The organism is Anaerolactibacter massiliensis (genome assembly GCF_900290205.1).
Classification (GTDB): domain Bacteria; phylum Bacillota_I; class Bacilli_A; order Erysipelotrichales; family Erysipelotrichaceae; genus Bulleidia; species Bulleidia intestinalis.
Window position 1 is genome coordinate 2176336 of record NZ_OLMH01000002.1, and the last position, 24142, is coordinate 2200477.

A 24142-nucleotide genomic window follows, 5' to 3' on the forward strand; every position below is an offset into this window, starting at 1 on the left:
TTGTTCCTCTCCTTCTTTCTGTTTTTCACTTCAAAAAGAAAGAAGTCCTCGGAACAAGCTCCCGACTGATGCACCCGGACATCAGAAACAGCATAGTCAGATCAAGCAGTACCCATATGATTCTCTGCTCTTCCTTCCTCGGAAGAATCAGAACCAGAGAAACCGGAAGAATCGCTGCAGGCATAAAGCCAGGAAGCGTCTTATGTTCTTCCGTATGATCAGGAACCATCTCTGAAGATTCCTCAACCCCATTCTGTTCTGCAATCCGTTCCGGGAGTCTGACCGATTCTCCATCAGAAAACCTCAGTGCCTGTCCCTGCAGACAGCCCGCAAGAAAAACAAGCACTGCTGCCGCAATGCAGAATCCCAGCAGTTTCCGGATCATCAGTTCCGCCGTCATGGCCTATATTCTACAACGTCTGAAAATCCAGGGCTACCTTCACACCAAAAAGCCTGTTCTTTTCAGAACAGGCCCTCAGTCCGTGATGCCATAGTATTCTTCCATGGTCAGACCGCGGTCATGAATCTTCTTAGCTTCTTCGACACCAACATAGCGGAAATGCCATGGACTGTACATGATTCCGGTGATCTCCTGCTTTCCTTCCGGATAGCGCTCAATCCACCCATAGAGATACGAATTCTCCTGCAGCCACGTATAGTCTCCATACTGTGTGAAGCAGTACTGCAGCTCACAGGCACCATTCCAGCATCCAAGATCCGCTGCCAGTCCGAGCTGATGCTCAGAAGCACCAGGATGATCATCGATATTGTCCGCAAACTCATGCCCGCGGATCGAAATGTAGTAATGGTACAGATCATTCTGAAGCGTATAGGAACGATACCCGCTGACCAGCTTCAGATAAACCTGATCCTCAATCGCTGCCTGGAACATCTCCTTCAGCTTCTCAGCTGCTTCTTCCCGCAGCTGCTGGGTGCTTGCAGAATGCACATCCACATCCACCAGATCAGGCGGCACATAATCAGAGCTGATCGTATGCGTCTGGCTGATATATCTCGTGATGCTGGTATCCGTGGAAAGATCTGCCTGAACGGTCGGTTCGGGCGTCGGCGTTTCCGTCGGTACCGGAGTCGCAGAAGGAACAGGCGTCGGAGCTGGCGTCATAGTCACTTCCGGAGTCGCCGACGCCTGGACTGCAGCAGCGCTGCTGCGATCAGTAAAATGCAGCACCAGAAGCCCTGCCAGAATTGCCACGCAGAGTACTGCAATCGTAATCACTTTCCATTTATACCGTCTGTCAATCATACTGTTCTCCAAGCTGCAGCTCTATTATACAACACGGCAGAACCTCTCATCTGTATGTCCACGCTTCTGAGTTTTCGGTGTAAACTGATCTCAGAAAAACGAATTCAGAAAGAGGTTTTATGAAAATTGCAGTTGCAGGTGCCGGCGGAATGGGCGGCAGATTCGCACTCGGCCTTCATCAGTCCGGAAATGATGTAATTCTGATTGATCAGTGGCAGGCCAACATCAAAGCCATCCGGAAAGACGGTCTGACCGCTTCCCTGAACGGAAAAGTGATCACCGATCAGATTCCGATCTACTATCCGGATGAAATTGATGAGAAGAACGAGAAAGTCGATCTGATTCTTGCTATGGTGAAGAGCCCTCAGCTCGATCAGATGTTCCATGCAATCTCTCCGATCATCCAGGATGATACGTATGTACTCTGTCTCATGAACGGAATCGGTCATGAGGACACGCTTTCCCGCTATGTCAATCCTGCCCATATCCTGTCCGGAACAACCATGTGGACCGCTACCATGAAAGGACCGGGACTTCTGGAGCTCAATGGAGAAGGCTCCATTGATATTCAGAACATTCGTCCGGAAGGAAAGCAGGCAGCTGACAAGGTCATTGAAGTACTCAACCAGGCAGGACTCAATGCCCGCTACAGCGATAATGTGCTCGCTTCCATCTGGCGCAAAGCATGCATTACCGGCGGCCTCAATGCATTAACCGCCCTGCTGGAATGCAATAACATGGAACTGAGGAGTCTCCGGGTATTCGATGCCATCATTCTGGAAATCGTGAAGGAATATATCGCCGTCGCGGAAAAAGAAGGCATCCATCTGAACCAGACCGAGATGATCGAAGCCATCCAGGATTACTGCCGGCCGACGGTCAACGGCTTTGCCTTCACTTCCATGTATCAGGACCTGATTCAGAATCACCGAATCACCGAGATTGAATACATGAATGGTGCCATCTCCAGAAAAGGAAAACAGTACGGAATTCCTACTCCGTACAATGAACTTCTCACTCAGCTCATTCATGCCAAGGAACAGCTGCTCACCGCATTCTGAACGCTTATTGAAACGCCAGGACATTTCTCCAGGCGTTTTTTTAAAGTCAGAAGAGCAGCTGCCCGTCTGACCACTTCAGCATTCATACCATTCGTGCATGATTCAGATTTCAGCAATCTTCTTCAGAATCATCGAAGGAATCAAAAAGATCTCTGCATAGCACAGAGATCTAAATCGAAACTTATTCTGCTTCTTTGTCTTCCGGTTCAGAAGATTCCGGCTTTTCTTCTGCAGCGTCCTTCTGATCTGCAGCAGTGAAGTCGTCTTCCTCTTCATTGCCGAGAACTTCATCCGGGAGCTTGGTTGCAGTTGCTTCTGCAAGCGCAGCAGCCTTTGCTCTGCGCTCCTCAATCATCTTGTCGGCTTTCTCGATAATACGCTTCGTGGTTTCACGCTCGTATTCCGGCCGGCCGGTTCCAGCAGGAATCAGCTTGCCGATGATGACATTCTCCTTGAGGCCTTCCAGATGGTCGACCTTGCCCTTGACTGCAGCATCCGTGAGGACACGTGTCGTCTCCTGGAATGATGCAGCAGACAGGAAGGAATCCGTCTCGACAGCAGACTTGGAAATTCCAAGCATGATCGGGCTGAACTGAGCAGGCGTCTTGCCTTCATCGAGCAGCTCGTCGTTGATTTCCGTCATATGCGCACGGCTCAGCGTCTGGCCTGCACTCAGACCGGAATCGCCGCTTTCCGTGACCATGACCTTCTTCAGCATCTGCTTGATCATGACTTCCAGATGCTTATCGGAAATATCGATGGACTGAGAAGAGTAGACCTTCTTGACTTCCTTGAGGATGTATTCTTCTGCAGCTCTGACACCTGCAACCTGGAGCAGTTCCTTCGGAGCAATCGTTCCTTCCGTCATCGGCTGGCCGGCAGTAACCTTGGTGCCAACCGTGATATTGGAGAGAACTGTCTGGGTCAGATCACACTTATGATCAATGGAATCATTCTCATTGGTCACCGTGATGATCATGCCCTGCTTGTTGTCCTGCTCGCGGATATCTGTGACTTCGCCGTCAATCTTGGCAATGACTGCCACACGCTTCGGCGTACGTGCTTCGAACAGCTCTTCAACACGCGGGAGACCCTGTGTGATATCACCATTCTTATTCGCAACACCTCCGGTATGGAAGTTTCTCATGGTCAGCTGAGTACCAGGTTCGCCGATTGCCTGTGCAGCCATGACACCGATTGCTTCACCGGCTTCAACCGGATTGCCCGTTGCCATATTGCGGCCATAGCACTTGCGGCAGATGCCCTTCGGAGATTCGCAGGTGAATACGTTGCGGATCCATACCTCTGTGACACCGGCATCGACGATCTTCTTTGCCATCTCGTCTGTGATGTAAGTATCTTCCGGGCAGATCACTTCGCCAGTCTTCGGATCCGTGACAGCCTGCTGTGTATAGCGGCCGGCAATACGTTCCTCAAGCTTCTCAATGATCGTTCCGTCTTTCTCATCGACCAGCTGACGGACCAGGAATCCGCGTTCGGTTCCGCAGTCTTCTTCGTTGATGATGACTTCCTGCGCGACATCGACCAGACGTCTTGTCAGATATCCGGACTCTGCCGTCTTCAGAGCGGTATCGGTAAGTCCTTTACGTACACCATGGGTGGAAATGAAGAACTCGGACACGCTCATTCCTTCACGGAAGCAGGAATAGATCGGGACTTCAATGATAGAAGGCTGATATTCTTTCTTGGATTTGGACTGAGTAGGACGAGCCATGAGGCCGCGCATTCCGGCAAGCTGCGTGAAGTGGTTCTTGTTGCCGCGGGCACCGGAAACAGCCATCATGTTGATCGGGTTCATACGCGGCAGCGAAGCCATCAGCGTATCACCGACCTGATCCTTAACCTTTGCCCAGAGATCAGAGAACTGTGCTTCCCACTCCGGACCGGTCAAGAGACCTCTGTCACGGAGATTGTTGAGGACATCTGCCTTGCGGCGGCCCTCATCCACCATTTCCTGCTTATGCGGCGCTACGGAAATATCCGACAGTGCAACCGTCATACCGGCAATCGTGGAATACAGATAGCCCATATCCTTCAGGGAGTCCAGAATCGTGGAAGTACGGACCGTCGGCGAATTAACATCACCATTGCCGTTCTTGTACTTTGCGAATACTGCAGCGATCAGGTTTCCGAGGTCCTTCTTCTTGAATTCCTTCGTCACCGGACGGCTCTGGATTTCCTTGCGGATATCCGTTCCAAGCTCAACGAAATCATCATTCGGAGTAACCTTCAGCTTATCCCCGTCAAATTCATTCATATACGGGAAATCAGGCGGGAATACGCTGTTGAAGATAATCTTTCCTACTGAAGTCAGCAGGTAGCAGCTGTTCTGGTAATCCGTGAAGCAGGTCTTGTTGACCTTGTCTGCAGGAATTGCAATCCGGCTGTGCAGGTGGACCATGCCGACCTGTTCCGCCATGAGGACTTCGTCCACATCCTTGAAGACATGGCCTTCATTGTCCCCGTACCGTCTCCAGCGCTCTGCTTCGGTTCTCTGGCCAAGACGCTCAAGCGCATCAGCCTTGTTGTAGAACTCTTCTGCGGTCTCTTCCATGTTCAGATAGAAGTTGCCGAGCACAAGGTCCTGTCCAGGAGTAACGATCGGTTTGCCATCCTTCGGACCGAGAATGGAGTTTGCACCGAGCATCAGGACTTCTGTCTCTGCACGAGCAAGCTCTCCCAGAGGAAGATGGACAGCCATCTGGTCACCATCGAAGTCAGCATTGAATGCCGGGCAGACCAGCGGATGGACACGGATCGCATGACCATCAACCAGACGCGGGAAGAATGCCTGGATTCCCAGACGGTGCAGAGTCGGTGCACGGTTCAGGAATACCGGGTGGTTCTCAATGACCTTTTCCACAGCATCCCAGACACGCGCATCCTGACGTTCAATCAGCTTTTCAGCAGTCTTCGGATTGGACGCAACCTGCTCATTGACCAGTTCATTGATGACGAACGGCTTATAGAGATTGATTGCCATTTCCTTCGGCAGACCGCACTGCCACATCTTCAGACTCGGGCCGATTGCGATAACGGAACGGCCTGAGAAGTCAACACGCTTGCCGAGGAGGTTCTGACGGAAACGTCCCTGCTTGCCCTTGAGGGAATGAGACAGAGACTTCAGTGCTCTTCCTCCGGCACCAGTAATCGGCTTGCTGCGGCGGCCATTGTCAATCAGAGCATCAACGGCTTCCTGCAGCATTCTCTTTTCGTTCTGCACGATGATTGCCGGCGTGCCGAGTTCGAGCAGCTTCTTCAGACGGTTGTTTCTGGTGATGACACGGCGATACAGATCATTCAGATCAGACGTCGCGAAACGGCCGCCGTCCAGCTGCAGCATCGGTCTGAGATCAGGCGGAATGACCGGCAGAACAGTCAGAATCATCCACTCCGGCTTATTCTCGCTGTTCCGGAATGCTTCAACCGTCTCCAGACGCTTGATCAGCTTCTTGCGCTTATCGCCATTTGCTTTCTCAAGCTCTGCCTGGATTTCTTTGTATTCCTTATCGATATCGACCTGTTCCAGAAGAGTCTTGACCGCTTCTGCACCAGTTGCGGCAGAGAAGCTGCCAGGTCCGTAGATTGCGGTATTCTCACGGAATTCCTTTTCCGAGAGAATCTGCTTGTAGGACAGCTTCGTATCGCCCGGATCTGTCACGATCCAGGAAACGAAGTAGACTACTTCTTCCAGCTGCTTCGGAGGTACATTCAGAAGCAGGCTCATGCGGGAAGGAATGCCGCGCAGATACCAGATGTGCGCAACCGGAGCAGCCAGCTCAATGTGGCCCATCCGCTCACGGCGGACACTGGACTTCGTGACTTCAACACCGCAGCGATCGCAGATCACACCCTGATAGCGGACCTTCTTGTACTTTCCGCAGGCACACTCCCAGTCCTTGGTCGGACCGAAGATACGCTCGCAGAACAGACCGTCACGTTCCGGTTTCTGGGAACGATAGTTGATAGTCTCCGGTTTCTTGACTTCGCCATAAGACCACTCACGAATACGTTCAGGTGATGCCAGTCCGACTTTTATTGCTGTGAAGTTATTAATATTCATCCTGCCGCATCCTCCTTAGTCCTTGCTGTCATCCGAGTCATCTGCATCATCGAATCCGACAACTGCAGCCTCCTGGACTTCATCAATTCCATTCTTGACCGTCAGATCGCTCTGCGTCTCCGCATCGTTCACGAACTTCTGGTGAGTCATATCAATCGTGGTCTCTTCCTTCAGCTCTTCCTGTTCCAGCTGCTTCAGATCCATCTCTTCGCCATTTTCGCCGAGCAGACGGACATCCACTGCCAGAGCCTGGAGCTCATGGATCAGGACACGGAACGATTCCGGAACACCCGGCTCCGGCATATCCTTGCCCTTGACGATTGCTTCATAAGTCTTCGTGCGGCCCATGATATCATCCGACTTGACCGTCAGGATTTCCTGCAGGGTATGCGCAGCACCATATGCCTCAAGTGCCCAGACTTCCATTTCACCGAAACGCTGGCCGCCATTCTGAGCCTTGCCGCCCAGAGGCTGCTGCGTAACGAGAGAATAAGGGCCGGTTGCACGCGCATGGAGCTTATCATCGACCATGTGCGCAAGCTTGATCATATACATGACACCGACTGCAATCGGCTCATCGAATACTTCGCCAGTCATGCCATCGGTCAGCAGATACTTATGATGCGTGCCAGCTTCCTTCATGATGTCTTCCAGATCCTGGTTCGAAACACCATCGAAGACCGGGGTTGCGAACTTCACACCAAGGGAACGAGCAGCCATGCCGAGATGGACTTCCAGCACCTGTCCGATGTTCATACGGGAAGGAACGCCGAACGGGTTGAGCATGATGTCGATCGGGGTGCCATCCTGCATGTACGGCATATCCTCAATCGGGTTGATTCTGGAGATGACACCCTTGTTGCCATGACGGCCGGACATCTTGTCACCTTCGGAAATCTTACGTTTCTGAACGATGTAGACCTTGACGACTTCATTCACTCCCGGCGGAAGCTCATGATCATCCTTGCGGCGGAAGATACGGACGGAATGAACCGTTCCGGCACCGCCATGCGGAACTTTCAGGGAATTGTCACGCACTTCACGCGACTTCTCACCGAAGATTGCCAGCAGCAGCTTCTCTTCCGGCGTGATCTCGGACTGTCCCTTCGGAGTAACCTTTCCTACCAGGATATCGCCTTCCTTGACATCAGCACCGACCATGACAATTCCGCGGCCATCCAGGTTGCGGCATGCACTCTCGGATACATTCGGAATATCACGGGTGATCTCTTCCGGTCCGAGCTTCGTCTCACGGCACTCAATGTCATACTCCTCGATATGAACCGAGGTATACACGTCTTCACGCACCATGCGCTCAGACATGATGATGGCATCCTCGTAGTTATATCCATGCCAGGTCATGTAAGCAATCAGCACGTTCTGGCCGAGGGCAAGTTCGCCGTTCTCCATGGAGAAGCCATCTGCCAGAATATCGCCGCGCTCCACATGCTCGCCATCTTCGACAATCGGTCTCTGGTTGAGGCAGGTCGAAGCATTCGAACGGCGGAACTTCGTCAGCTCATACGTGTGTTCCTTGCCATCTTCTTCCGTGACGACAACCTTGGTCGCATCCACATAGGATACGGTGCCAGGAGCAGTCGCTACGCAGGCCGCACCGGAATAACGTGCAATTGCACGCTCCATGCCGGTTCCTACCCACGGTGTATGCGGGTTCAGCAGCGGAACAGCCTGACGCTGCATGTTTGCGCCCATGAGGGCACGGGTGCAGTCATCGTTCTCAAGGAACGGGATGCAGGCAGTCGCAACCGAGACGATCTGCTTCGGGGAGACGTCGGCATAGTCGACCGTGTCACGATCAGCCATGACCGTTTCACCGGCAATTCTTGCGACAACCTTCTCGCTGGTCAGCTTGCCGTCATGAATCTCATTTGCCTGGGCAATGACATGATCATTCTCTTCATCTGCAGACATGTACTTGATCTCATCCGTGACCTGGCCATTGACCACACGGCGGTACGGAGTCTGGATGAAGCCGTATTCATTGACTCTTGCATACGTAGTCAGATAGGAAATCAGACCAATGTTCGGGCCTTCAGGAGTCTCGATCGGGCAGATTCTTCCATAGTGGCTGTTATGAATATCACGGACCTCGAAGCCTGCCCGCTCACGCGTCAGTCCGCCAGGACCAAGTGCCGAAATACGGCGCTTGTTGGACAGCTCCGACAGCGGGTTCTCAGCATCCATGAACTGAGACAGCTGAGAAGAAGAGAAGAACTCCTTGATCGCTGCCGTCAGCGGACGGATATTCGTCAGCTGCTTCGGGGTAAGACCCGACGCATCTGCAATCGACATACGCTCCTTGACGGTACGCTCCATACGGGACAGACCGATGCGGAACTGATTCTGGATCAGCTCGCCGACCGTACGGATACGGCGGTTTCCGAGCATATCGATATCATCTACAGAACCGACCCCATCCAGCATCGTCAGCTCATAGTTGTACAGCGCATACATATCCGGCATCGTGATCGTATGCTTCGTGTTCAGCGGATCAATGCCGATGAGCTTGATCGGATCGCCATCATCATCCAGGATCCAGACCTGCTGCACGCATGCACCGACCAGCCATACCGTAACCGGATCTCCAGCCATGACTCTGCTCATGACAGCTTCCTTATCTGCCGTCGTCAGCTTCGTCTCGTCTTCATCCGGAATATATCTTCCGGCAATCAGCGTGTCATCTTCATGAGCCAGATCCTTGCCATTGACCGTCAGTCTTCCGACTGTATACATACGCGGACCATAGTTCAGAACCGCGCTGATATTGTCATTGGTAACCTTCACTTCATTTGCGAAGATTCCTGCATAAACGGTAACCTCGCTGAATTCCTTGGCAAGTGCCTTGGCATCTTCCGGCGTGATAACCGTTCCCTGATCATAATGGCTCTTCTTGCCATCCAGATCCGTTGCCAGAATTCTTCCGACCAGAGCCTTGGTCCAGGAAGTATTCATGACTGCTGTCACCGGATGAGAGAACAGATGGTTGAACGGCAGCGCAACGCAGGAAATACCCTTGTTGATCTCCGGTCTCAGCTCATCTCTTTCCTTCTTGCCGATGACCTTGTTCTTCTTGATGAGAACCTTGCCGTCTGCACCGATGAGATCATCTCTCAGACGATGATTCTCCATGCGGTCCAGGATGTTCAGCTTCTTCAGAACCTTATAGCGTCCTGCCTTGGTCAGATCATACCGGCGGTAATCGAAGAACTTCTGATCCATCGTGGTGAGAGCACCATCGATGGTCGCAATTTCATCTGCTCTCTGGTTCTCATAAACACTGAGCAGCGCATCATGCGTGGTCTTTGTCTTATCTGCAGCCAGCGTGTTGCGGATCTCTTCGTAGTTTCCGAAGATGCTGGTATACAGCAGCATATAATCATTGAGGAACTCACGCTCTTCTTCCGGAACGATGACATCCGGATAAACATCAAAGTGCAGTGCCTTCAGGAACTTCTGCATGCCAGTCGTATCAAAGGCATCCTCACCCTTTTCCAGATTCAGGGACATGCCGATTGCCTTGAACAGAATCGTGGAGAGAATCTTTCTTCTCCGGTCAATCGACACATTCATGATCCGGCCCAGTGCGGCCTTCTTATCATCAGACATGAATTCCAGCCACGTGCCGCGGCTCGGAATCAGTTCACAGGTATAAGTATCTCTGCCGGTGCGCTCTTCTGAGACAATGTCAAAATAAGCACCCGGAGAACGGACAATCTGAGAAACAATGACACGCTCAGCACCATTGATGATGAAGGTTCCGGTCGGAGTCATCAGCGGGAAATCGCCGAGGAATACCTCTTCCCACTTCGTCATGACTTCGCCAGTCTCCTGATCCACCATCTCAAGTTCCATCTTGGCCTTCAGAGGAGCGCAGTAATTGGTTTCCCGGTACTTGCATTCGCTGATCGAGTATTTCGGTTCCCCGAATTCATAATCAACAAACTTCAGACGGATATTGCCGCTGTAGTTGCTGATCGGATAGATGTCGTCGAAGACTTCACGGATTCCTTCCTTCAGGAACCAGTCATAGGAGGCCGTCTGAATCTCCGTCAGATCCGGAAGATCCAGGCCTGCACTGACTTTCGTGTAGTCGCGGCGGACTGATTTGGGACCGTAATGCATAACGCGGTATGCCTGCTTTTTTTCCATGTACGCCATCCTTTCGCCTGCATGCTGGAAACGCCGAAAAGGGTATAATACCCCCTTAGTGATTTATCGGCTTTTTATCAACATAAAATGCTATCATCGATTATGCAACCCTGTCAATCTGACTTCCTGCTTTTCAGGATCCAGTAACCCTTGTCTCTCATCACGATTTCGCAATTGCCGAATCGCTCATTCAGTTTTCTGACTGCGCTTTCAGCCCCCTGCTTGCGCCGGATCACGGCGAGCAGAAATCCATCTGATGAAAGATGTTCATATGCCCCGTCAAAGATGCCGTAGACCACTTCTTTGCCCGCCCTGATCGGCGGATTGGTCACGATCACATCAAACATTCCGGGAACATGTTCAAAACGGTCTGAGATAATCACTGATACCGGAGCCCTGTTGGTCTTGCTGTTGGCGTCCGCAAGCTCAGCAGCTCTCGGGTTTACATCGCAGCAGGTGACAGCGGCATCCGGAAACAGAGTTTTCAGCACAATGCCGAGAACTCCGTATCCGCATCCCATATCCAGCACGTTTCCAGCAATTCTTTCCCGTGCTGCTGCCTTCAGAAGCACCTCGGAGCCATAATCAACTCCGGTCTTGCTGAAGACTCCATCCTCTGTCGCAAATGTATACGCATGCCCCATGAACTCGAAGGAATGATCTTTCCGGTTCTCCGGAAGCGAGCGGTTATCGGTAAAATAGTGCGTCACTGCCATAAAATCCGCTTCCTTTCTTAGGGGCGAAAAGCCGAAGGCTATGCCTCGGCTTTTTTACACGATGTTGTTTTACTGGCGATTACTTGAATTCAACAGTAGCACCAGCATCCGTCAGCTTCTTCTTGATGTTTTCAGCTTCTTCTGCAGGTACATCCTTCTTGAGCTCAGCAGGTACACCATCGACCAGCTTCTTCGCATCGATCAGGCCCAGGCCGGTGATTTCACGAACAACCTTGATGACACCGACTTTGGAATCACCGAAGCTTGTCAGAACAACTGTAACGTTCTTCGGTGCAGCATCAGCAGCTTCTGCCGGAGCAGCAGCAACAGCAACCGGAGCAGCAGCAGAAACGCCGTACTTCTCTTCAATTGCCTTTACGAGATCATTGAGTTCAAGAATCGTTGCTTCATCGAGATAAGCAAGAATGTCTTCCTTTGTTAACTTAGCCATTTTAATTTTCCTCCAGTTTTCTCCAAATGGTCTTGTGACTGCTTACTCAGCAGCCTTGGCTTCTTCTGCCTTAGCAGCCTCCGCCGGTGCAGCGCCCTCCGCTGCAGGAGCACCGTCTGCCGGCTTAGCTTCAGCAACCGCATTGACTGCTCTTGCGAAGGAAGCGACAGGTGCAGTGAGTACAGACAGCAGCATAGACAGCATGCCTTCCCGGTTCGGAAGTTCAGAGAGCTGCGCGATTGTCTCAGTGTCGACAACCTTGCCCTCGACGATTCCGCCCTTGAGAATCAGCGCCTTGTGCTTCTTGGCAAACTTTGCCATCACACGAGCTGCTGCGGTTTCGTCTTCACCGAATGCAATCGCGTTCGGACCGGTGAGCGACGACTTCAGATCCCCGAATCCAGCCGCATCAGCAGCCTTGCTTGCGAGAGTGTTCTTGTAAACCTTCATTTCAACATTCTCAGCACGCAGTGCTCTGCGGAGTTCGGTGACTTCTGCAACGCTCAGACCACGGTACTCAGCGACAACAGTGGACGAAGACTTCGTGAACTTGTCCTGGATTTCAGAGACAACGTTCTTCTTCGATTCCAATACCGCCTGATTCATTGATTCACCTTCTACCTTTCCTGTTATCGCCTACCGTCTGGAAAATAAACCCTTGCCGTCAGACAGCAAGGGCAAAAAAGTCTGTTTACAGCTTTCTACCTCGGTAACATGATTAAGCTTCCGCCGTTACTGTCTCTGGTATTTGATAACATCTGATAGTTTACCAGCATCTCCTCGTTTGTCAACAGAACGATTTTCCTTCCCATATGATCATGTGATCATATGATGGAAAACAGGAGACAGCGATATCCTGCAGCGATTTCAGAACCGCAATGATGGTTCCAATCATCTCTCAGAAGCAGAAGGGGCAAAAAGTCAGGGCTTGAAATCATGACCACCCGTGAAACGGGTGGTTTGTTCTAAGGCTATAAGCCTATTGTGCTAGCCAGCGTCTCAAGACGCTGGCTTCTCCATATTTCAATATGTCTAAGCCACTATGCACTTTTAACTATTGCCGCCCATTAATGGGCTGTTCCTGAATTTTGCTTCTTCTTGTTGTCGTTTGGTTTCCGATATGCTTTATCCTCGTGGAAAGGATCTTCATATTCCTTCACACTCAGTTTGTCTTGAGCTATATCGTCTTTCTCCTGGTCCTGTATATACTTCCGCACTGTTGCCTCATTCAGCCCAACTGTGCTCACGTAATATCCGTCTGCCCAGAAATGTCGATTACCGAATTTGTATTTCAGGTTTGCATGGTACTCAAAGATCATCATTGCCGATTTCCCCTTCAGATACCCCATGAAACTCGATACGCTCATCTTCGGCGGAATTGCTACCAGCATATGAACATGATCTGACATCATATGCCCTTCAAGCAATTTCACCCCTTTGTATGCACACAATGTTTTCAGATAACCGGCGATGTCACTTCTCAATTGATTGTAGATTACTTTCCGTCTATACTTCGGTATGAATACAATGTGGTAAACACAATACCATTTTGTATGCGCCAAGCTGTAACTCTTATTGGCCGTAAACAGCACCTTGCCTTTCTAACTTTAGTGACTTAGACAACCACTATTTTAGCTAAGGCAGGGTGCTCTTTACTATAAGAGCACCCAATCATCCACCTGCCAAGCAGGTGGTTCTCCGGTTCGCACAATCTTTACACCCATAGCTAGTCAACTGTTTATCTTTGTGCTCACCAGTCCACTAGGACGAATCAAAAGGCTGTCATTTGCTGACAGCCTTGTCTCTTTTCCGGATGATCTGTTCAAAGCGAAACAGCCTGAATCGCAGCAGCAGTTCCATCTGCAGCCGCAGTTGTAAGCTGGCGGACCTGCTTCTTGCGCACATCACCTGCCGCAAAGATGTTCGGAACATCTGTTCTGGTATCCTCTGAAGCAATGATATATCCTGCATCATCCAGCTTCACGATTCCTTTCAGCAATCCGGTCTCCGGTTTCATGCCGATGGCAAGAAACAGCCCCTCTGCAGCAAGCTCAGTTTCTTCTCCGGAATCCTTGTTCTGAAGACGCAGGCCGCTGAGATGCCCATCATTTTCCTTCAGACCGGTGATGACCGTATCGAGGATCGGATGGATATTCCCGATCTCTGCGATCTGTTTCTGCAGAGCTTCTTCTGCCCGGTATTCTTTCCGGCGATGAATCAGATATACTTCCGAAGCCATCCTTGAAAGATAAACCGCGTCATCCAGAGCAGTATTCCCGCCTCCATTGACCGCGACCCGCTTATCCCGGAAAAATGCGCCATCACAGTTTGCGCAGAATGAGATCCCCTTGCCGATCAGCTTCTCTTCTTCCGGAAGTCCCAGCCTCCGGTGCGATGCACCAGCCGCATAGATCAATGCACGTCCAGTTCTGGTTCCAGCAGCCGTGCGGACCGTGACAGAATGATCAGCCGGAATAATTTCCAGCACTTCTTCTGAGAGAAATTCTGCTCCGAGTCTGACGGCCTGATCATACAGCCGATAAGCAAAGTCAGCCCCGTTCACGGACACAAAGCCCGGATAGTTCTGTATTTCATTTGCTGTGACAATCTGTCCGCCCGGTGCGCTCTTCTCAAATAAGACCGCATGCCTTCCTGCCCGCTGCACATAGATCGCAGCCGTCAGCCCGGCAGTCCCTGCTCCGACAATCAGAATATCTCTTTCGTTCATAACTTACCCCCGATCAGGATAGAAGCCGCTTGGCGTTTCTTCCAGATCTATCATAATATTCTTGACCTGAGTATACGCATTCAGAATCATCGCATGCGTCTCGCGGCCGATTCCGGACTTCTTGTATCCGCCGAACGGTGCTTTCTCCGGAAGCTGATTGTAAGTATTCACCCACATCCTTCCGGTCTCCACAGCTCTTGCCACCCGGAATGCACGGTTGATATCCTTCGTGAATACCGCTCCGCCAAGGCCATATTCGCTGTCATTCGCCATCGCGATCACCTCTTCTTCAGAGTGGAACGGAATGATGACAAGAACCGGTCCGAACACTTCTTCCTTGGCAATCCGCATGGAGTTCTTCACATTGACCAGAATCGTCGGCTCATAGAATGCACCGCCTGCCGTCTTCTCGTCTTCATAGAACTTTCCGCCAAGTGCAATCTCTGCCCCTTCCTTGACTGCCATCTCCACAAAGCCATGAACTTTATCTCTCTGGCCTTTGCTGATAAGGGAACCCATCTGAGTATCCTCTTCCCATGGAAGTCCGACTTTCACCTGGCTGAAGCGGCGAACAGCTTCCTTGACGAAGCGATCATAGATTGTATCCTGTACAAATGCCCTGGACCCAGCGCAGCATACCTGCCCCTGATTGAACAGAATGCCAAGCTGCAGGCCATCCATCGCTTTTTCGAAGTCCATATCATCGAAGAAGATATTCGCGCTCTTTCCGCCAAGTTCCAGCGTTGCCGGAATCAGCTTCTCAGCAGCAGCCTTCGCTACAGTATAACCGACCTCCGTGGAACCGGTGAAAGCAAGCTTGCGGAGATCCGGATGTTCCAGAACCGCCTGACCTGCTTCTCTGCCGCTGCCGGTAATGACCTGGAAGACGCCTGCAGGAATGATATCCTTGGTCAGTCTGGCAAACTCCAGAACCGACAGAGACGTCATGCTCGATGGCTTGAATACCGTGGTATCTCCAGCCGCAAGAACCGGCGCAAGCTTCCAGGCTGCCATCGTGAACGGGAAATTCCATGGCACGATCTGCCCGACCACACCGATCGGCTCCCGCAGAATCAGAGAAAGATACCGATTGTCAAGTATCGTCGCGCTTCCTTCTTCTGCCTCAATCACACTTGCAAAATAGCGGAAGTGATCTGCAGCAAGCGGAATATCAATATTGCGCGTCTCCCGGATCGGCTTGCCATTATCCAGCGTTTCCACCATTGCAAGATACTCCGCATTCTCATCAATCACATCTGCAATCTTTCTCAGAATCCGGGCGCGTTCTTTCACAGTGGTTTTCTTCCAGGATTCAAACGCTTTCCATGCTCCCTTTACTGCTTCATCCACATCTGCCTTCCCGGCTGCAGCGATTTCAGTCAGCTTCTCGCCGTTAGACGGATTGTATACAGAGATGGTACGTCCATCTGCTGCATCACGAAATTCACCGTTCACATAAAGCTGGTACACGGGCTTGAAAGTTAACATATAATGATCTCCTTTTCTCAGGCGACCTGCAATGATCCGGCATTGATTCCTTCAATATTCCTCAGCGCCGCAGCACTGCGGTTCTGCCTTGTGCTGTCATCCTACCAGAACTCTTCTGATTCACAAAGCGAAATGCCCGGAGTGCGATTCTCCCCTTTCTGATTCATACATGCATTCATGGATCTTCTGCGGATTTTAAATGCCAGCAGAGCTGGCACTATTACTCATTCTGGGTGATGATTGGTTCCCTGACTTTCTTTCAGAGCTACCGGAATCATCGAAATATAGTTCTTCCCCCGGATCTTCTCTTCATGCATGTGCACTTCCACCCCGAACGCTTCTTCCATATGTTCTTCCGTCAGCACTTCAGAGGTCTTCCCGAACTGCGCCGAATGCTCAGACAATAGAAGCGTCCGATCAGCAATGCTGCAGGCATGATCCGGATAATGCGTATTCAGAATCACCGTCATTCCCTTCTGATGAGACAGCGTATCAATCAGGTCCATGACCATCAGCTGATTGCGGAAATCCAGTCCGGTCTCCGGCTCATCCATGATCAGCATCTGCGGCTTTGCCGCCAGGGCTCTTGCAATCAGCACCAGCTGCAGCTCTCCGCCCGAAATTTCATTGCAGCTGCGATCGCGCAGCTCAAAGACTCCGGCTTCCTTCATTGCCTGAATGGCGATCTCTTCATCTTTTCTCTGCGGCATCTGAAAGAAGCCGAGATATGGCCCTCTGCCCATCAGCACCGTTTCTTCTACCGTATATGCAAACGTCTGACTGCGGGCTTGCGGAACATATGCACACATGCGCCAGAACTCCTGATCCGATATTTCAGAGCGCGGTCTGCCATTGATCCGGATCTCCCCTTTCTGAAGCTTCAGAAAGCCAAGCAGGCATCGTAGCAATGTTGTCTTTCCGATCCCATTCGGACCGAGGACTGCTACCGTCTCTCCTGCTTCTGCTGAAAAACTAACCTGGTTCAGAACCAGGCCGGAATGGTCATAGGCGAACGATCCATCAATCAGTTCCAGCTTCATGCCCTGATTCCCCCTGTCTTTCTTAACAGCAGAATGAATACCGGTGCACCGATCAGCGCAGTGAGAATTGAAACCGGGATCTCCGCGGCAGTCATGCAGCGGGCAACAGTATCCGTCACCAGCATAAACAGTCCGCCGAGTACCATGCTTGCAGGCTCGCAGTACCGGTTGTCATTTCCCAGCAGCATCCGTGCAATATGCGGCACCAGCAGGCCTACCCAGCCGATCACGCCGCAGGCAGATACCACGGCCGCGGTGATCGCTGATGCTGAGACGACAATGAGAATCCGCATCTGCTTCAGGTTCATGCCGAGGCTCTTTGCTTCTTCTTCAGAAAGCGAAAGCACATTCAGCCGGAACCTGAGCAGTGTCAGAATCAAGAGCCCTGCAAGAATCAGCGGAGCCGAAGTCAGGAGTGAGCGCTTCGTGATCCCCGAGAAGCTTCCCATCAGCCAGAAAGTAATCACCGGCAGCTGATCCTGCGGATCTGCCGCATATTTCGTCAGCGATACCAGTGCCCGGAACAGCGATGAGATCACCATTCCTGCAAGGATCACATAGATCATCGAACGCGAACGGCCATTCCCTTTTCCTGACACCAGAAAGACCAGTGCCACTGCCGCTGCCCCCATGATCAGAGAAAGTGCCTGCACGCCCGCCGACTGAAATCCGAGCAGAATTCCTAAGGCAGCACCAAATGACGCACCTTCGGCCGTGCCAAGCGTATCCGGTGTTGCCAGGGGATTGGAAAACAGACACTGAAATGCAAGTCCGGCAGCAGACAGACCTGCCCCGGCAAGAATGCTCAGGATCATTCTCGGGATCCGCACGTTGAAGATTACGGTATGCACCGTGCTCGAAGGATCGCCATTCCCCATCAGTTCAGCAAATACGGTCGAAATCGGGATGGAATATCTGCCCATGCATAAAGCCGCAAGAAAACAGAACACCAGAAGCACCACGGAAAGGATCATGACCTGATGGAACTTCTTCTCAGCATTCATGATCCGATCAGCCTTTCCAGCTCAAAGGAACTTCCTGCAAACAGCGGAATCGAATCCCGGAAGATTCTCCCCGAGCATGCTTCATGCGGAAAATCGATGAACCGCTTTCCCGGTTTCTCATTCCAGAGCACACGGAACAGCGGATCCGCAACGATAATCTCTGCTGAATTCATCATGGTGCCAAGCGTTTCTTCATCAAAGCCTTCATCCGGATCAGGGGACACAGAATATGCGCGCAGCCCTGCCTCCCGGAGACTCTGTGCTGCTGAAGCAGCGAACACTTCTTCTCCGATGATGAGAACGGTCCCATCCTGGAACGTCTCATAGGCGCTCTGATTCGTTCCTTCCTCCTGTGCCTTTCTGCAGGCAGAGATGACTCTTGCACTCATCTTCTTTCCCATCGGAAGGCCAAGCACATAAGGAATTCCGTATCTTGTTTTCATCTTCTTTGCCGGAATCAGACCAGCTGACGAGACAGCAACATTCACCGAAGCCCTGCATGCATGCGTAAGATTCTCAAAGGAATCATTCATTGCGAAGCATCCATTCACTTTCCAGCCATATTCTTCAAACGTCTGCTTCAGCAGGGAGACATTTTCAGCAGTCGAAAAGTCCAGCGGCGTCACTCCCAGAAGATTCACGGAATTCAGAACCTTTTCTTCTTTCGGATCTGCAAATCTGGAAATCCATGCATCCAGGGCCTTCCCGACTCCGGAGACATAGCTCTTGAGGCCATCGGTCTTCACACCGAGAACCGGAACGCCGGTCTGCTCCTCAATCAGTCTTGCCACACCGACCGTGTCAAAGCCGATCACATGCGGAATCGAAGAACCGCACAGCGTCACGAACCGCGGCTGAAGATCATGAATCGCTGCCGCTGCATCCTTGATCACCACCGAATCGTCTCCCATGATTGCCCCCATCTCATCGAGACCGGAAGCGAACATTAGAGAAGTGCTGTCATACCAGCGCGGCTCGTCATGCGTGGTATACGTAGAATTGCAGCCGCTCGGGTCATGGATGATACTCATGCCGCCAAGCTCGAACATCGCGGAACATACCCCGGATACATCTGCCGCATAGGTCGTTGTGATCACATGCGTATGCCAGTCACCCATCGCATCTGCACCCCCATCCTTTTACCTGTACCAGCCGTTTCAGATCCTTCGGCTTTTCTGATGCCTCCAAGAGAAGGTCCATCAGGTGCATGATGCCCTGATAACCGTACATGCCGGCATTTTCCACCGCGTTGATGAAATATGGCGTGTCGTTGAAATAGGCAGACTTCTGCCCGATGCCGATAATCTTTCCTTCATGCGTCCTTTCGCATGCACGCATATTCCAGTTCAGCGAATTGTAGAACCTCAGATCAGGCTTCTTCTCCTGCAGTTTCCGGAACACGCTTTCCTCTTCATGAATCGAATCAATCAGCACGGATTCCACTTCAAACCCATGATCCAATAGATACAGTGCGAGTCCCAGCGGTTCATCAATCAGCGTATAGTCAATGGAAACCGGAGTCCCGCCAAGGGCTTTTCTCGCTTCTTCCACCTTCGCTTCGGTTCTGCTCCTCATCTTCGCATACTCTGCTTCCGAATATGGCGGAATATGCATTGCTTCCGCCGCCCTGTCCAGATCTTTTTCAATGGTCTCGTAGTCATAGGTTTCGTGCATCTCAACCCATTCCTGTCCGAGTCTGATCTTCAGATCTCTGGCGGCTGGCGAAGCAGCCCGATGGAACGTGAAATTGACGCTGGCATGTGCCTGATCGAGAAACTCCTCATAGGTCTTAGCTGAAGTCAGATCGCTGATCCGGATACCATTTCGTTTCAATAACGGAATCAGGTCGCACCATTCCATCGGAAAGCAGTTCCCGACAAAGGCGGCATGGTCTGCTTCTTTTTCTGCCAGTTTCAGAACCCGGAGCACTTGTCTGCGCAGACTCGGATCGGGCGGATTCCTGCGCCTCATGACCGGATCCATATAGCAGTCGATGAAATCAATATCCGGATATTCCTGGCGCAGCTTTCGATAAACCCGCTGGTAGTTGACCGCCAGAAAATGATGGACACAGGAAGTGAAGATCATGACCATCCTGGGCTTCGGGTCCAGCTTTGCAAGAATCTCCTTCGTGCCATGGTAAAGCTCTTCTTCCATATCTCCATCAAGGAGATTGTCTTCCCCTACCGTAATTGTGGAAAGCTTCTTCATTGCCTGGATTCCGAGTTCTGCCGTGGTCAGCACCACGCCCCTGAGGCATGAGGTCGGACACACATAAATCTCATGCCCTTCCGGCACCAGCAGCCCGTAATGCACGATATTCCAGGTTCCTCTGCATGGGCTGGAATACACCATGCCCAGATCTGCATTAAAGGTGTACGGAACATCCCTGATTTCCTGATATGCCTTCATCGATCTTCTCCATGTTCCAGCATGAATGATGCCAGATTCCTGACCGCTTCGGCATAAGCACTATCCGGATACAGCTTCATGACCGGGCCGCCCGCTTCTTCCGCAAGCGCAACGGAATTATCTCTCGGCAGATCCGCAGCCAGCACGGTATTCCGCTTGTGACAGAACTCCTCTGTCTTTTCTTTCTCTTTAGGAACATTCCTCCGGTTCAGAATGACTCCGCCTAGTCTTGCATATCCGCGCTCCCGGAAATTCTCCACTGCCTGGGCAATATTATCTGCAGCATACAATGCCATATTCTCTCCGGATGTTACGATATAAACCTGATCTGCATAACTCTCCCGGATCGGCAGGGCAAATCCTCCGCACACCACATCGCCAAGCACATCAAACAGAACAATATCGGGTTTCAGAACTTCAAACGCATCCTGTTCTTCCAGTGCTTCAAATGCTGCTCCGATGCCTCGGCCAGCACAGCCAAGGCCTGGGAGCGGACCGCCGCACTCTGCACACAGAATGCCATCGGTCCCTTCAAATACCATGTCTTCCAGACCAGCCAGATTCTTCTTGTTTCTCAGGGTTTCAAGAATACAGGGAATCCGCTTGCCGCCATGCAGAAACAGCGTGGAGTCTGCTTTCGGGTCGCATCCGATCTGCATGACCCGGTATCCCTGTTCAGCAAATGCACAGGAAAGAGCTGTGGTTGTCGTTGACTTTCCGATGCCTCCTTTGCCATAGATTGCGAAACGATACATGCTCATTCCTCCGAAAAAAATCCCGCCGGAATCCGACGGGAAAGAAACAGCATAAACGAGCAGTTCAGCTTTCCTCTTCCTGCTCAGAACGAATCTTCGCCGTCAGACTCCTGAAACTTTACTCTTTAATGATACGATACTCTCCGCTTCGTGCAAGTGGCCAGCTTAAACTGTGTCAGCGTTTCAGACAAAAACAGATGATCCTTCAATTATTTCTCGTTTTATCATTTCTTCTGTAGCAATTCAAAATGCTGTTCTTATCATCCGGCACGATACTCAAGATAATAACTCTCACAGTTTCTCTTTCTAATCAAAATGCATCCTGTTTCATCTGAGTGCTCTGATGAAGAGGATGCAATGTTTTCATTTTAGTTGAAGTCTTACTGTTCTGAAGAAGAGAGCAATCGTCCACCGCTGATTTCTCCTTCACTTCTGAAGTCATTGCACTTTGAAAGACTTTATTCAGTTATTTTTTCATAACTCTTTGGTCTACTTTACTTTCCAAAGGCTAACTTCTCGCAGCATCCGACTGTCCTGCCAACTGACCGTAATATGCATGAGTGCCATGCTTACGGTTCCAATGCTTGTCTCTCAATGCTGAGCTTATTACTTCAGCTTCTGGATTGAGCTTTAAAGTATGATAATCAATCTCTGCTGCAGCTTCCAACACTGATGCATTATAGACTGCTTCTTTCGGATTCTTCCCCCATACAAAAGGGCCATGAGACTTTACAAGTACACCTGGAATCTCATCTGGATTCTTTTTTTCAAAAGTCTCCACAATCACCTTTCCGGTTTCCTCTTCATAGTCTTTTGCTATTTCTTCATGACTCAATGCTCTGGTACATGGAATGTTTCCGTGAAAACTATCCGCTTGAGTGGTCCCCAAAATTGGTATTTCTTTCCCGGCTTGAGCAAACGATACCGCCCATTTACTGTGTGTATGAACGATCCCACCAATATCCGGAAAAGATCTGTAAAGGACAAGGTGTGTAGGAGTGTCACTGGATGGACGCCACTTCCCTTCAACAGTTTCCCCTGTAACCAAATCTACAACGACCATATCTTGATCCGTCATTGTCTCATACGGAACACCGGAGGGCTTGATTACAACCAGTCCTTTCTCTCTATCAATTCCAGAGACATTTCCCCAAGTAAATAGCACCAATCCGTACTTAGGCAAGGAAAGATTTGCTTCACATACCTGTTTCTTCAGTTCTTCAAGCATATGTGCGCATTTTCCAGATCAAATCATTCACTTCAAGTTCATGTTCAAATGATTCTGCAGTCGTATTTTCTCCAATATGGAGATACTCAACACCTGTTATTCTGGCGAAATCCTGGAGCTGGTGTGCACTAATATCATAGCTTAGGACTGTATGGTGAGAACCCCCTGCCATAATCCAGCACTCCAATCCGGTTTTCAGACTTGGCAAAGGTTCCCACATTACTCTAGCCACGGGGAGATTTGGCATAGGAAGCAAAGGTTTTATGCAGTGAATATCCTGCGCAATTAATCTCAAATGATCACCCATGTCTACCAGGCATGAAATTACTGCATTCCCTTCTTTTCCTTCAAATACTAAGCGAGCAGGGTCTTCTTTTCCTCCGATATCAAGCGGGAATACCTCAATAACAGGTTTTGATGCAGCAACACTAGGATCAACTTCAAGCATATGAGCCCCTAAGGTATAGCTTTTTTCTTTGCTGAGGTGATAGGTGTAGTATTCCATAAAAGTGGAGCAATGAACGGAAGATTTAGACATTTTCTGAATAATAGCAAGCATCGCCGCAACCTTCCAGTCACCCTCTGCCCCAAATCCATATCCCTCTGCCATTAGGTCCTGGGCAGCAAGACCTGGAAGCTGTCGCAGTCCATACAGATCCTGAAAATTTGTAGAAAACGCATCGCATCCATGATTCTTCAGAAGCTTTCTGATAGCTGCTTCAAGTCTTGCCTGATATCTAACCGAAGCAAGATTATCCGTTCGTAACTCATACTTCTCCTGATATGAGTTCATTACATCATTTTCCTCATCAGCGGAAATAGCCTCTACAACCTCTGCCAGCTTCCCAACTGGGCAAGTATTGACCTGCCAGCCAAAGCGGATCTGAGCTTCAACCTTATCTCCCTCAGTAACAGCAACCTCTCGCATATTATCGCCAAACCGCATAACCTTCAAAGTGCGGCTGTAAATTGAAGCGACCGCTGCACACATCCAGTCTCCCAGTTCTTTCTGAGTATCGGGATCTGCCCAATGACCTGCAATCACTCGAACTGGAAGATGCATTCTGGCTCCGATATAGCCATGTTCTCTGTCACCATGAGCTGCTTGGTTGAGATTCATAAAGCCCATATCGATCTCGTCATTTGGAATCTCTTTATTAAACTGAGTAGCAAAATGACAGTACGGTTTCTGGAGAAGTGAAAGTCCATTAATCCACATCTTGCTTGGGGAGAAGGTGTGGCAGAAAGTCACTATACCTGCGCAAGAATCATCGCGATTTGCTTGTTTAATGACTTCTGTTATCTCTTCGCAATTTCTGCCTGTAAGGCGATATTCCAAAGGATATGGAAGGTTACCGGATGCTGTTATGGCATCAGCTATTCTTTTCCCATGCTCAGCAACAATCTTCAATACCTCTTCGCCATATAAATCCTGGCTGCCCACGATAAACCAAAAAGTATAATTCTTCATTTTCTCTTTCATTCGCTCCCTGTGTAAGAATCAGTTTCTCAAAACATGGAAAGCTAGTCACTCGCAGAAATCAGATGAAATAATCTATATCAACGCTTGAAATCAAGGCGATTAACTTGTTTTAGTCAAGTGAAAATGGAAGTGTTTGATAATGCCGTTCTTTTTTTGTAGCAGGCGTAAGACCTTATTCCATAGCCAATCGATACTGTAAACTGCTCCAAGATTGGTGATAATACTATTTCGTGAGTTAAGCTCTTGACTTCGCTCATT

18 protein-coding genes and 1 other annotated feature are annotated in these 24142 nt (G+C 50.4%); of the genes, 1 reads left to right on the plus strand and 17 read right to left on the minus strand.

Annotated features, from left to right (window positions below):
* Positions 1–25 precede the first annotated feature (25 nt).
* Both C7E00_RS13905 and C7E00_RS13910 read right to left on the minus strand, forming a co-directional pair.
* Entirely contained in the window at positions 26–400 is a 375-nt protein-coding gene (locus C7E00_RS13905; RefSeq protein WP_105304824.1) for a hypothetical protein, read from the minus strand.
* Between the two features lie 75 nt (positions 401–475).
* Entirely contained in the window at positions 476–1264 is a 789-nt protein-coding gene (locus tag C7E00_RS13910; protein ID WP_105304825.1) for a M15 family metallopeptidase, read from the minus strand.
* A 119-nt stretch (positions 1265–1383) separates the two neighbouring features.
* Between C7E00_RS13910 and C7E00_RS13915 the strand changes: the two genes are divergently transcribed.
* The gene (locus C7E00_RS13915) at positions 1384–2325 is read left to right on the plus strand and encodes a 2-dehydropantoate 2-reductase (RefSeq protein ID WP_105304826.1); all 942 of its coding nucleotides are present in this window, start codon (positions 1384–1386) and stop codon (positions 2323–2325) included.
* Between the two features lie 181 nt (positions 2326–2506).
* Here C7E00_RS13915 and rpoC read toward each other — a convergent pair whose 3' ends face one another.
* From rpoC to araA, 15 genes are all read right to left on the minus strand, one after another.
* Positions 2507–6409, minus strand: coding sequence for a DNA-directed RNA polymerase subunit beta' (rpoC, locus tag C7E00_RS13920; protein ID WP_105304827.1), 3903 nt, complete (start codon positions 6407–6409; stop codon positions 2507–2509).
* A 15-nt stretch (positions 6410–6424) separates the two neighbouring features.
* Positions 6425–10579 (minus strand): DNA-directed RNA polymerase subunit beta, encoded by a 4155-nt coding sequence (gene rpoB / locus C7E00_RS13925; protein WP_105304828.1) that lies wholly within the window; start codon positions 10577–10579, stop codon positions 6425–6427.
* 113 nt (positions 10580–10692) lie between these two features.
* Positions 10693–11295, minus strand: coding sequence for a class I SAM-dependent methyltransferase (locus C7E00_RS13930; protein WP_154505748.1), 603 nt, complete (start codon positions 11293–11295; stop codon positions 10693–10695).
* A 79-nt stretch (positions 11296–11374) separates the two neighbouring features.
* Complete coding sequence (gene rplL, locus C7E00_RS13935; RefSeq protein WP_105304829.1) at positions 11375–11746, minus strand: 50S ribosomal protein L7/L12; 372 nt, start codon at positions 11744–11746, stop codon at positions 11375–11377.
* 42 nt (positions 11747–11788) lie between these two features.
* A complete protein-coding gene (gene rplJ / locus C7E00_RS13940) occupies positions 11789–12352 on the minus strand; it encodes a 50S ribosomal protein L10 (RefSeq protein WP_105304830.1) in 564 nt (187 codons plus the stop codon).
* Positions 12353–12386: 34 nt separating this feature from the next.
* Positions 12387–12509, minus strand: a sequence feature (ribosomal protein L10 leader region).
* Between the two features lie 304 nt (positions 12510–12813).
* A complete protein-coding gene (gene tnpA / locus C7E00_RS13945; RefSeq protein WP_105304974.1) occupies positions 12814–13335 on the minus strand; it encodes an IS200/IS605 family transposase in 522 nt (173 codons plus the stop codon).
* 233 nt (positions 13336–13568) lie between these two features.
* Positions 13569–14474 carry an NAD(P)/FAD-dependent oxidoreductase gene (locus tag C7E00_RS13950; RefSeq protein WP_105304831.1) on the minus strand — a complete coding sequence of 302 codons (906 nt, stop codon included), beginning with the start codon at positions 14472–14474 and terminating at the stop codon, positions 13569–13571.
* A 3-nt stretch (positions 14475–14477) separates the two neighbouring features.
* Positions 14478–15962: an aldehyde dehydrogenase family protein gene (locus tag C7E00_RS13955; RefSeq protein WP_105304832.1), complete on the minus strand. Its 1485-nt coding sequence runs from the start codon at positions 15960–15962 to the stop codon at positions 14478–14480.
* Positions 15963–16186: 224 nt separating this feature from the next.
* Entirely contained in the window at positions 16187–17002 is an 816-nt protein-coding gene (locus tag C7E00_RS13960; protein WP_105304833.1) for an ABC transporter ATP-binding protein, read from the minus strand.
* Complete coding sequence (locus C7E00_RS13965) at positions 16999–18006, minus strand: FecCD family ABC transporter permease (RefSeq protein ID WP_105304834.1); 1008 nt, start codon at positions 18004–18006, stop codon at positions 16999–17001. The genes C7E00_RS13960 and C7E00_RS13965 overlap by 4 nt, the downstream gene beginning before the upstream one ends.
* Positions 18003–19124: a nitrogenase component 1 gene (locus tag C7E00_RS13970; RefSeq protein ID WP_105304835.1), complete on the minus strand. Its 1122-nt coding sequence runs from the start codon at positions 19122–19124 to the stop codon at positions 18003–18005. Before C7E00_RS13970 ends, C7E00_RS13965 begins: the two co-directional genes overlap by 4 nt.
* A complete protein-coding gene (locus C7E00_RS13975) occupies positions 19117–20418 on the minus strand; it encodes a nitrogenase component 1 (protein ID WP_105304836.1) in 1302 nt (433 codons plus the stop codon). The genes C7E00_RS13970 and C7E00_RS13975 overlap by 8 nt, the downstream gene beginning before the upstream one ends.
* Entirely contained in the window at positions 20415–21173 is a 759-nt protein-coding gene (locus tag C7E00_RS13980; protein WP_105304837.1) for a nitrogenase iron protein NifH, read from the minus strand. Before C7E00_RS13980 ends, C7E00_RS13975 begins: the two co-directional genes overlap by 4 nt.
* 508 nt (positions 21174–21681) lie before the next feature.
* A complete protein-coding gene (locus C7E00_RS13985; RefSeq protein ID WP_105304838.1) occupies positions 21682–22401 on the minus strand; it encodes an L-ribulose-5-phosphate 4-epimerase in 720 nt (239 codons plus the stop codon).
* Positions 22394–23884: an L-arabinose isomerase gene (araA, locus tag C7E00_RS13990; protein WP_204378635.1), complete on the minus strand. Its 1491-nt coding sequence runs from the start codon at positions 23882–23884 to the stop codon at positions 22394–22396. Before araA ends, C7E00_RS13985 begins: the two co-directional genes overlap by 8 nt.
* Between the last annotated feature and the right edge of the window lie 258 nt (positions 23885–24142).

Coding starts and splice junctions, on each gene's coding strand:
- C7E00_RS13905 (WP_105304824.1), bottom strand. CDS start 400: ATGACGGCGGAACTGATGATCCGGAAACTGCTGGGATTCTGCATTGCG.
- C7E00_RS13910 (WP_105304825.1), bottom strand. CDS start 1,264: ATGATTGACAGACGGTATAAATGGAAAGTGATTACGATTGCAGTACTC.
- C7E00_RS13915 (WP_105304826.1), top strand. CDS start 1,384: ATGAAAATTGCAGTTGCAGGTGCCGGCGGAATGGGCGGCAGATTCGCA.
- rpoC (WP_105304827.1), bottom strand. CDS start 6,409: ATGAATATTAATAACTTCACAGCAATAAAAGTCGGACTGGCATCACCT.
- rpoB (WP_105304828.1), bottom strand. CDS start 10,579: ATGGAAAAAAAGCAGGCATACCGCGTTATGCATTACGGTCCCAAATCA.
- C7E00_RS13930 (WP_154505748.1), bottom strand. CDS start 11,295: ATGGCAGTGACGCACTATTTTACCGATAACCGCTCGCTTCCGGAGAAC.
- rplL (WP_105304829.1), bottom strand. CDS start 11,746: ATGGCTAAGTTAACAAAGGAAGACATTCTTGCTTATCTCGATGAAGCA.
- rplJ (WP_105304830.1), bottom strand. CDS start 12,352: ATGAATCAGGCGGTATTGGAATCGAAGAAGAACGTTGTCTCTGAAATC.
- C7E00_RS13950 (WP_105304831.1), bottom strand. CDS start 14,474: ATGAACGAAAGAGATATTCTGATTGTCGGAGCAGGGACTGCCGGGCTG.
- C7E00_RS13955 (WP_105304832.1), bottom strand. CDS start 15,962: ATGTTAACTTTCAAGCCCGTGTACCAGCTTTATGTGAACGGTGAATTT.
- C7E00_RS13960 (WP_105304833.1), bottom strand. CDS start 17,002: ATGAAGCTGGAACTGATTGATGGATCGTTCGCCTATGACCATTCCGGC.
- C7E00_RS13965 (WP_105304834.1), bottom strand. CDS start 18,006: ATGAATGCTGAGAAGAAGTTCCATCAGGTCATGATCCTTTCCGTGGTG.
- C7E00_RS13970 (WP_105304835.1), bottom strand. CDS start 19,124: ATGGGTGACTGGCATACGCATGTGATCACAACGACCTATGCGGCAGAT.
- C7E00_RS13975 (WP_105304836.1), bottom strand. CDS start 20,418: ATGAAGGCATATCAGGAAATCAGGGATGTTCCGTACACCTTTAATGCA.
- C7E00_RS13980 (WP_105304837.1), bottom strand. CDS start 21,173: ATGTATCGTTTCGCAATCTATGGCAAAGGAGGCATCGGAAAGTCAACG.
- C7E00_RS13985 (WP_105304838.1), bottom strand. CDS start 22,401: ATGCTTGAAGAACTGAAGAAACAGGTATGTGAAGCAAATCTTTCCTTG.
- araA (WP_204378635.1), bottom strand. CDS start 23,884: ATGAAAGAGAAAATGAAGAATTATACTTTTTGGTTTATCGTGGGCAGC.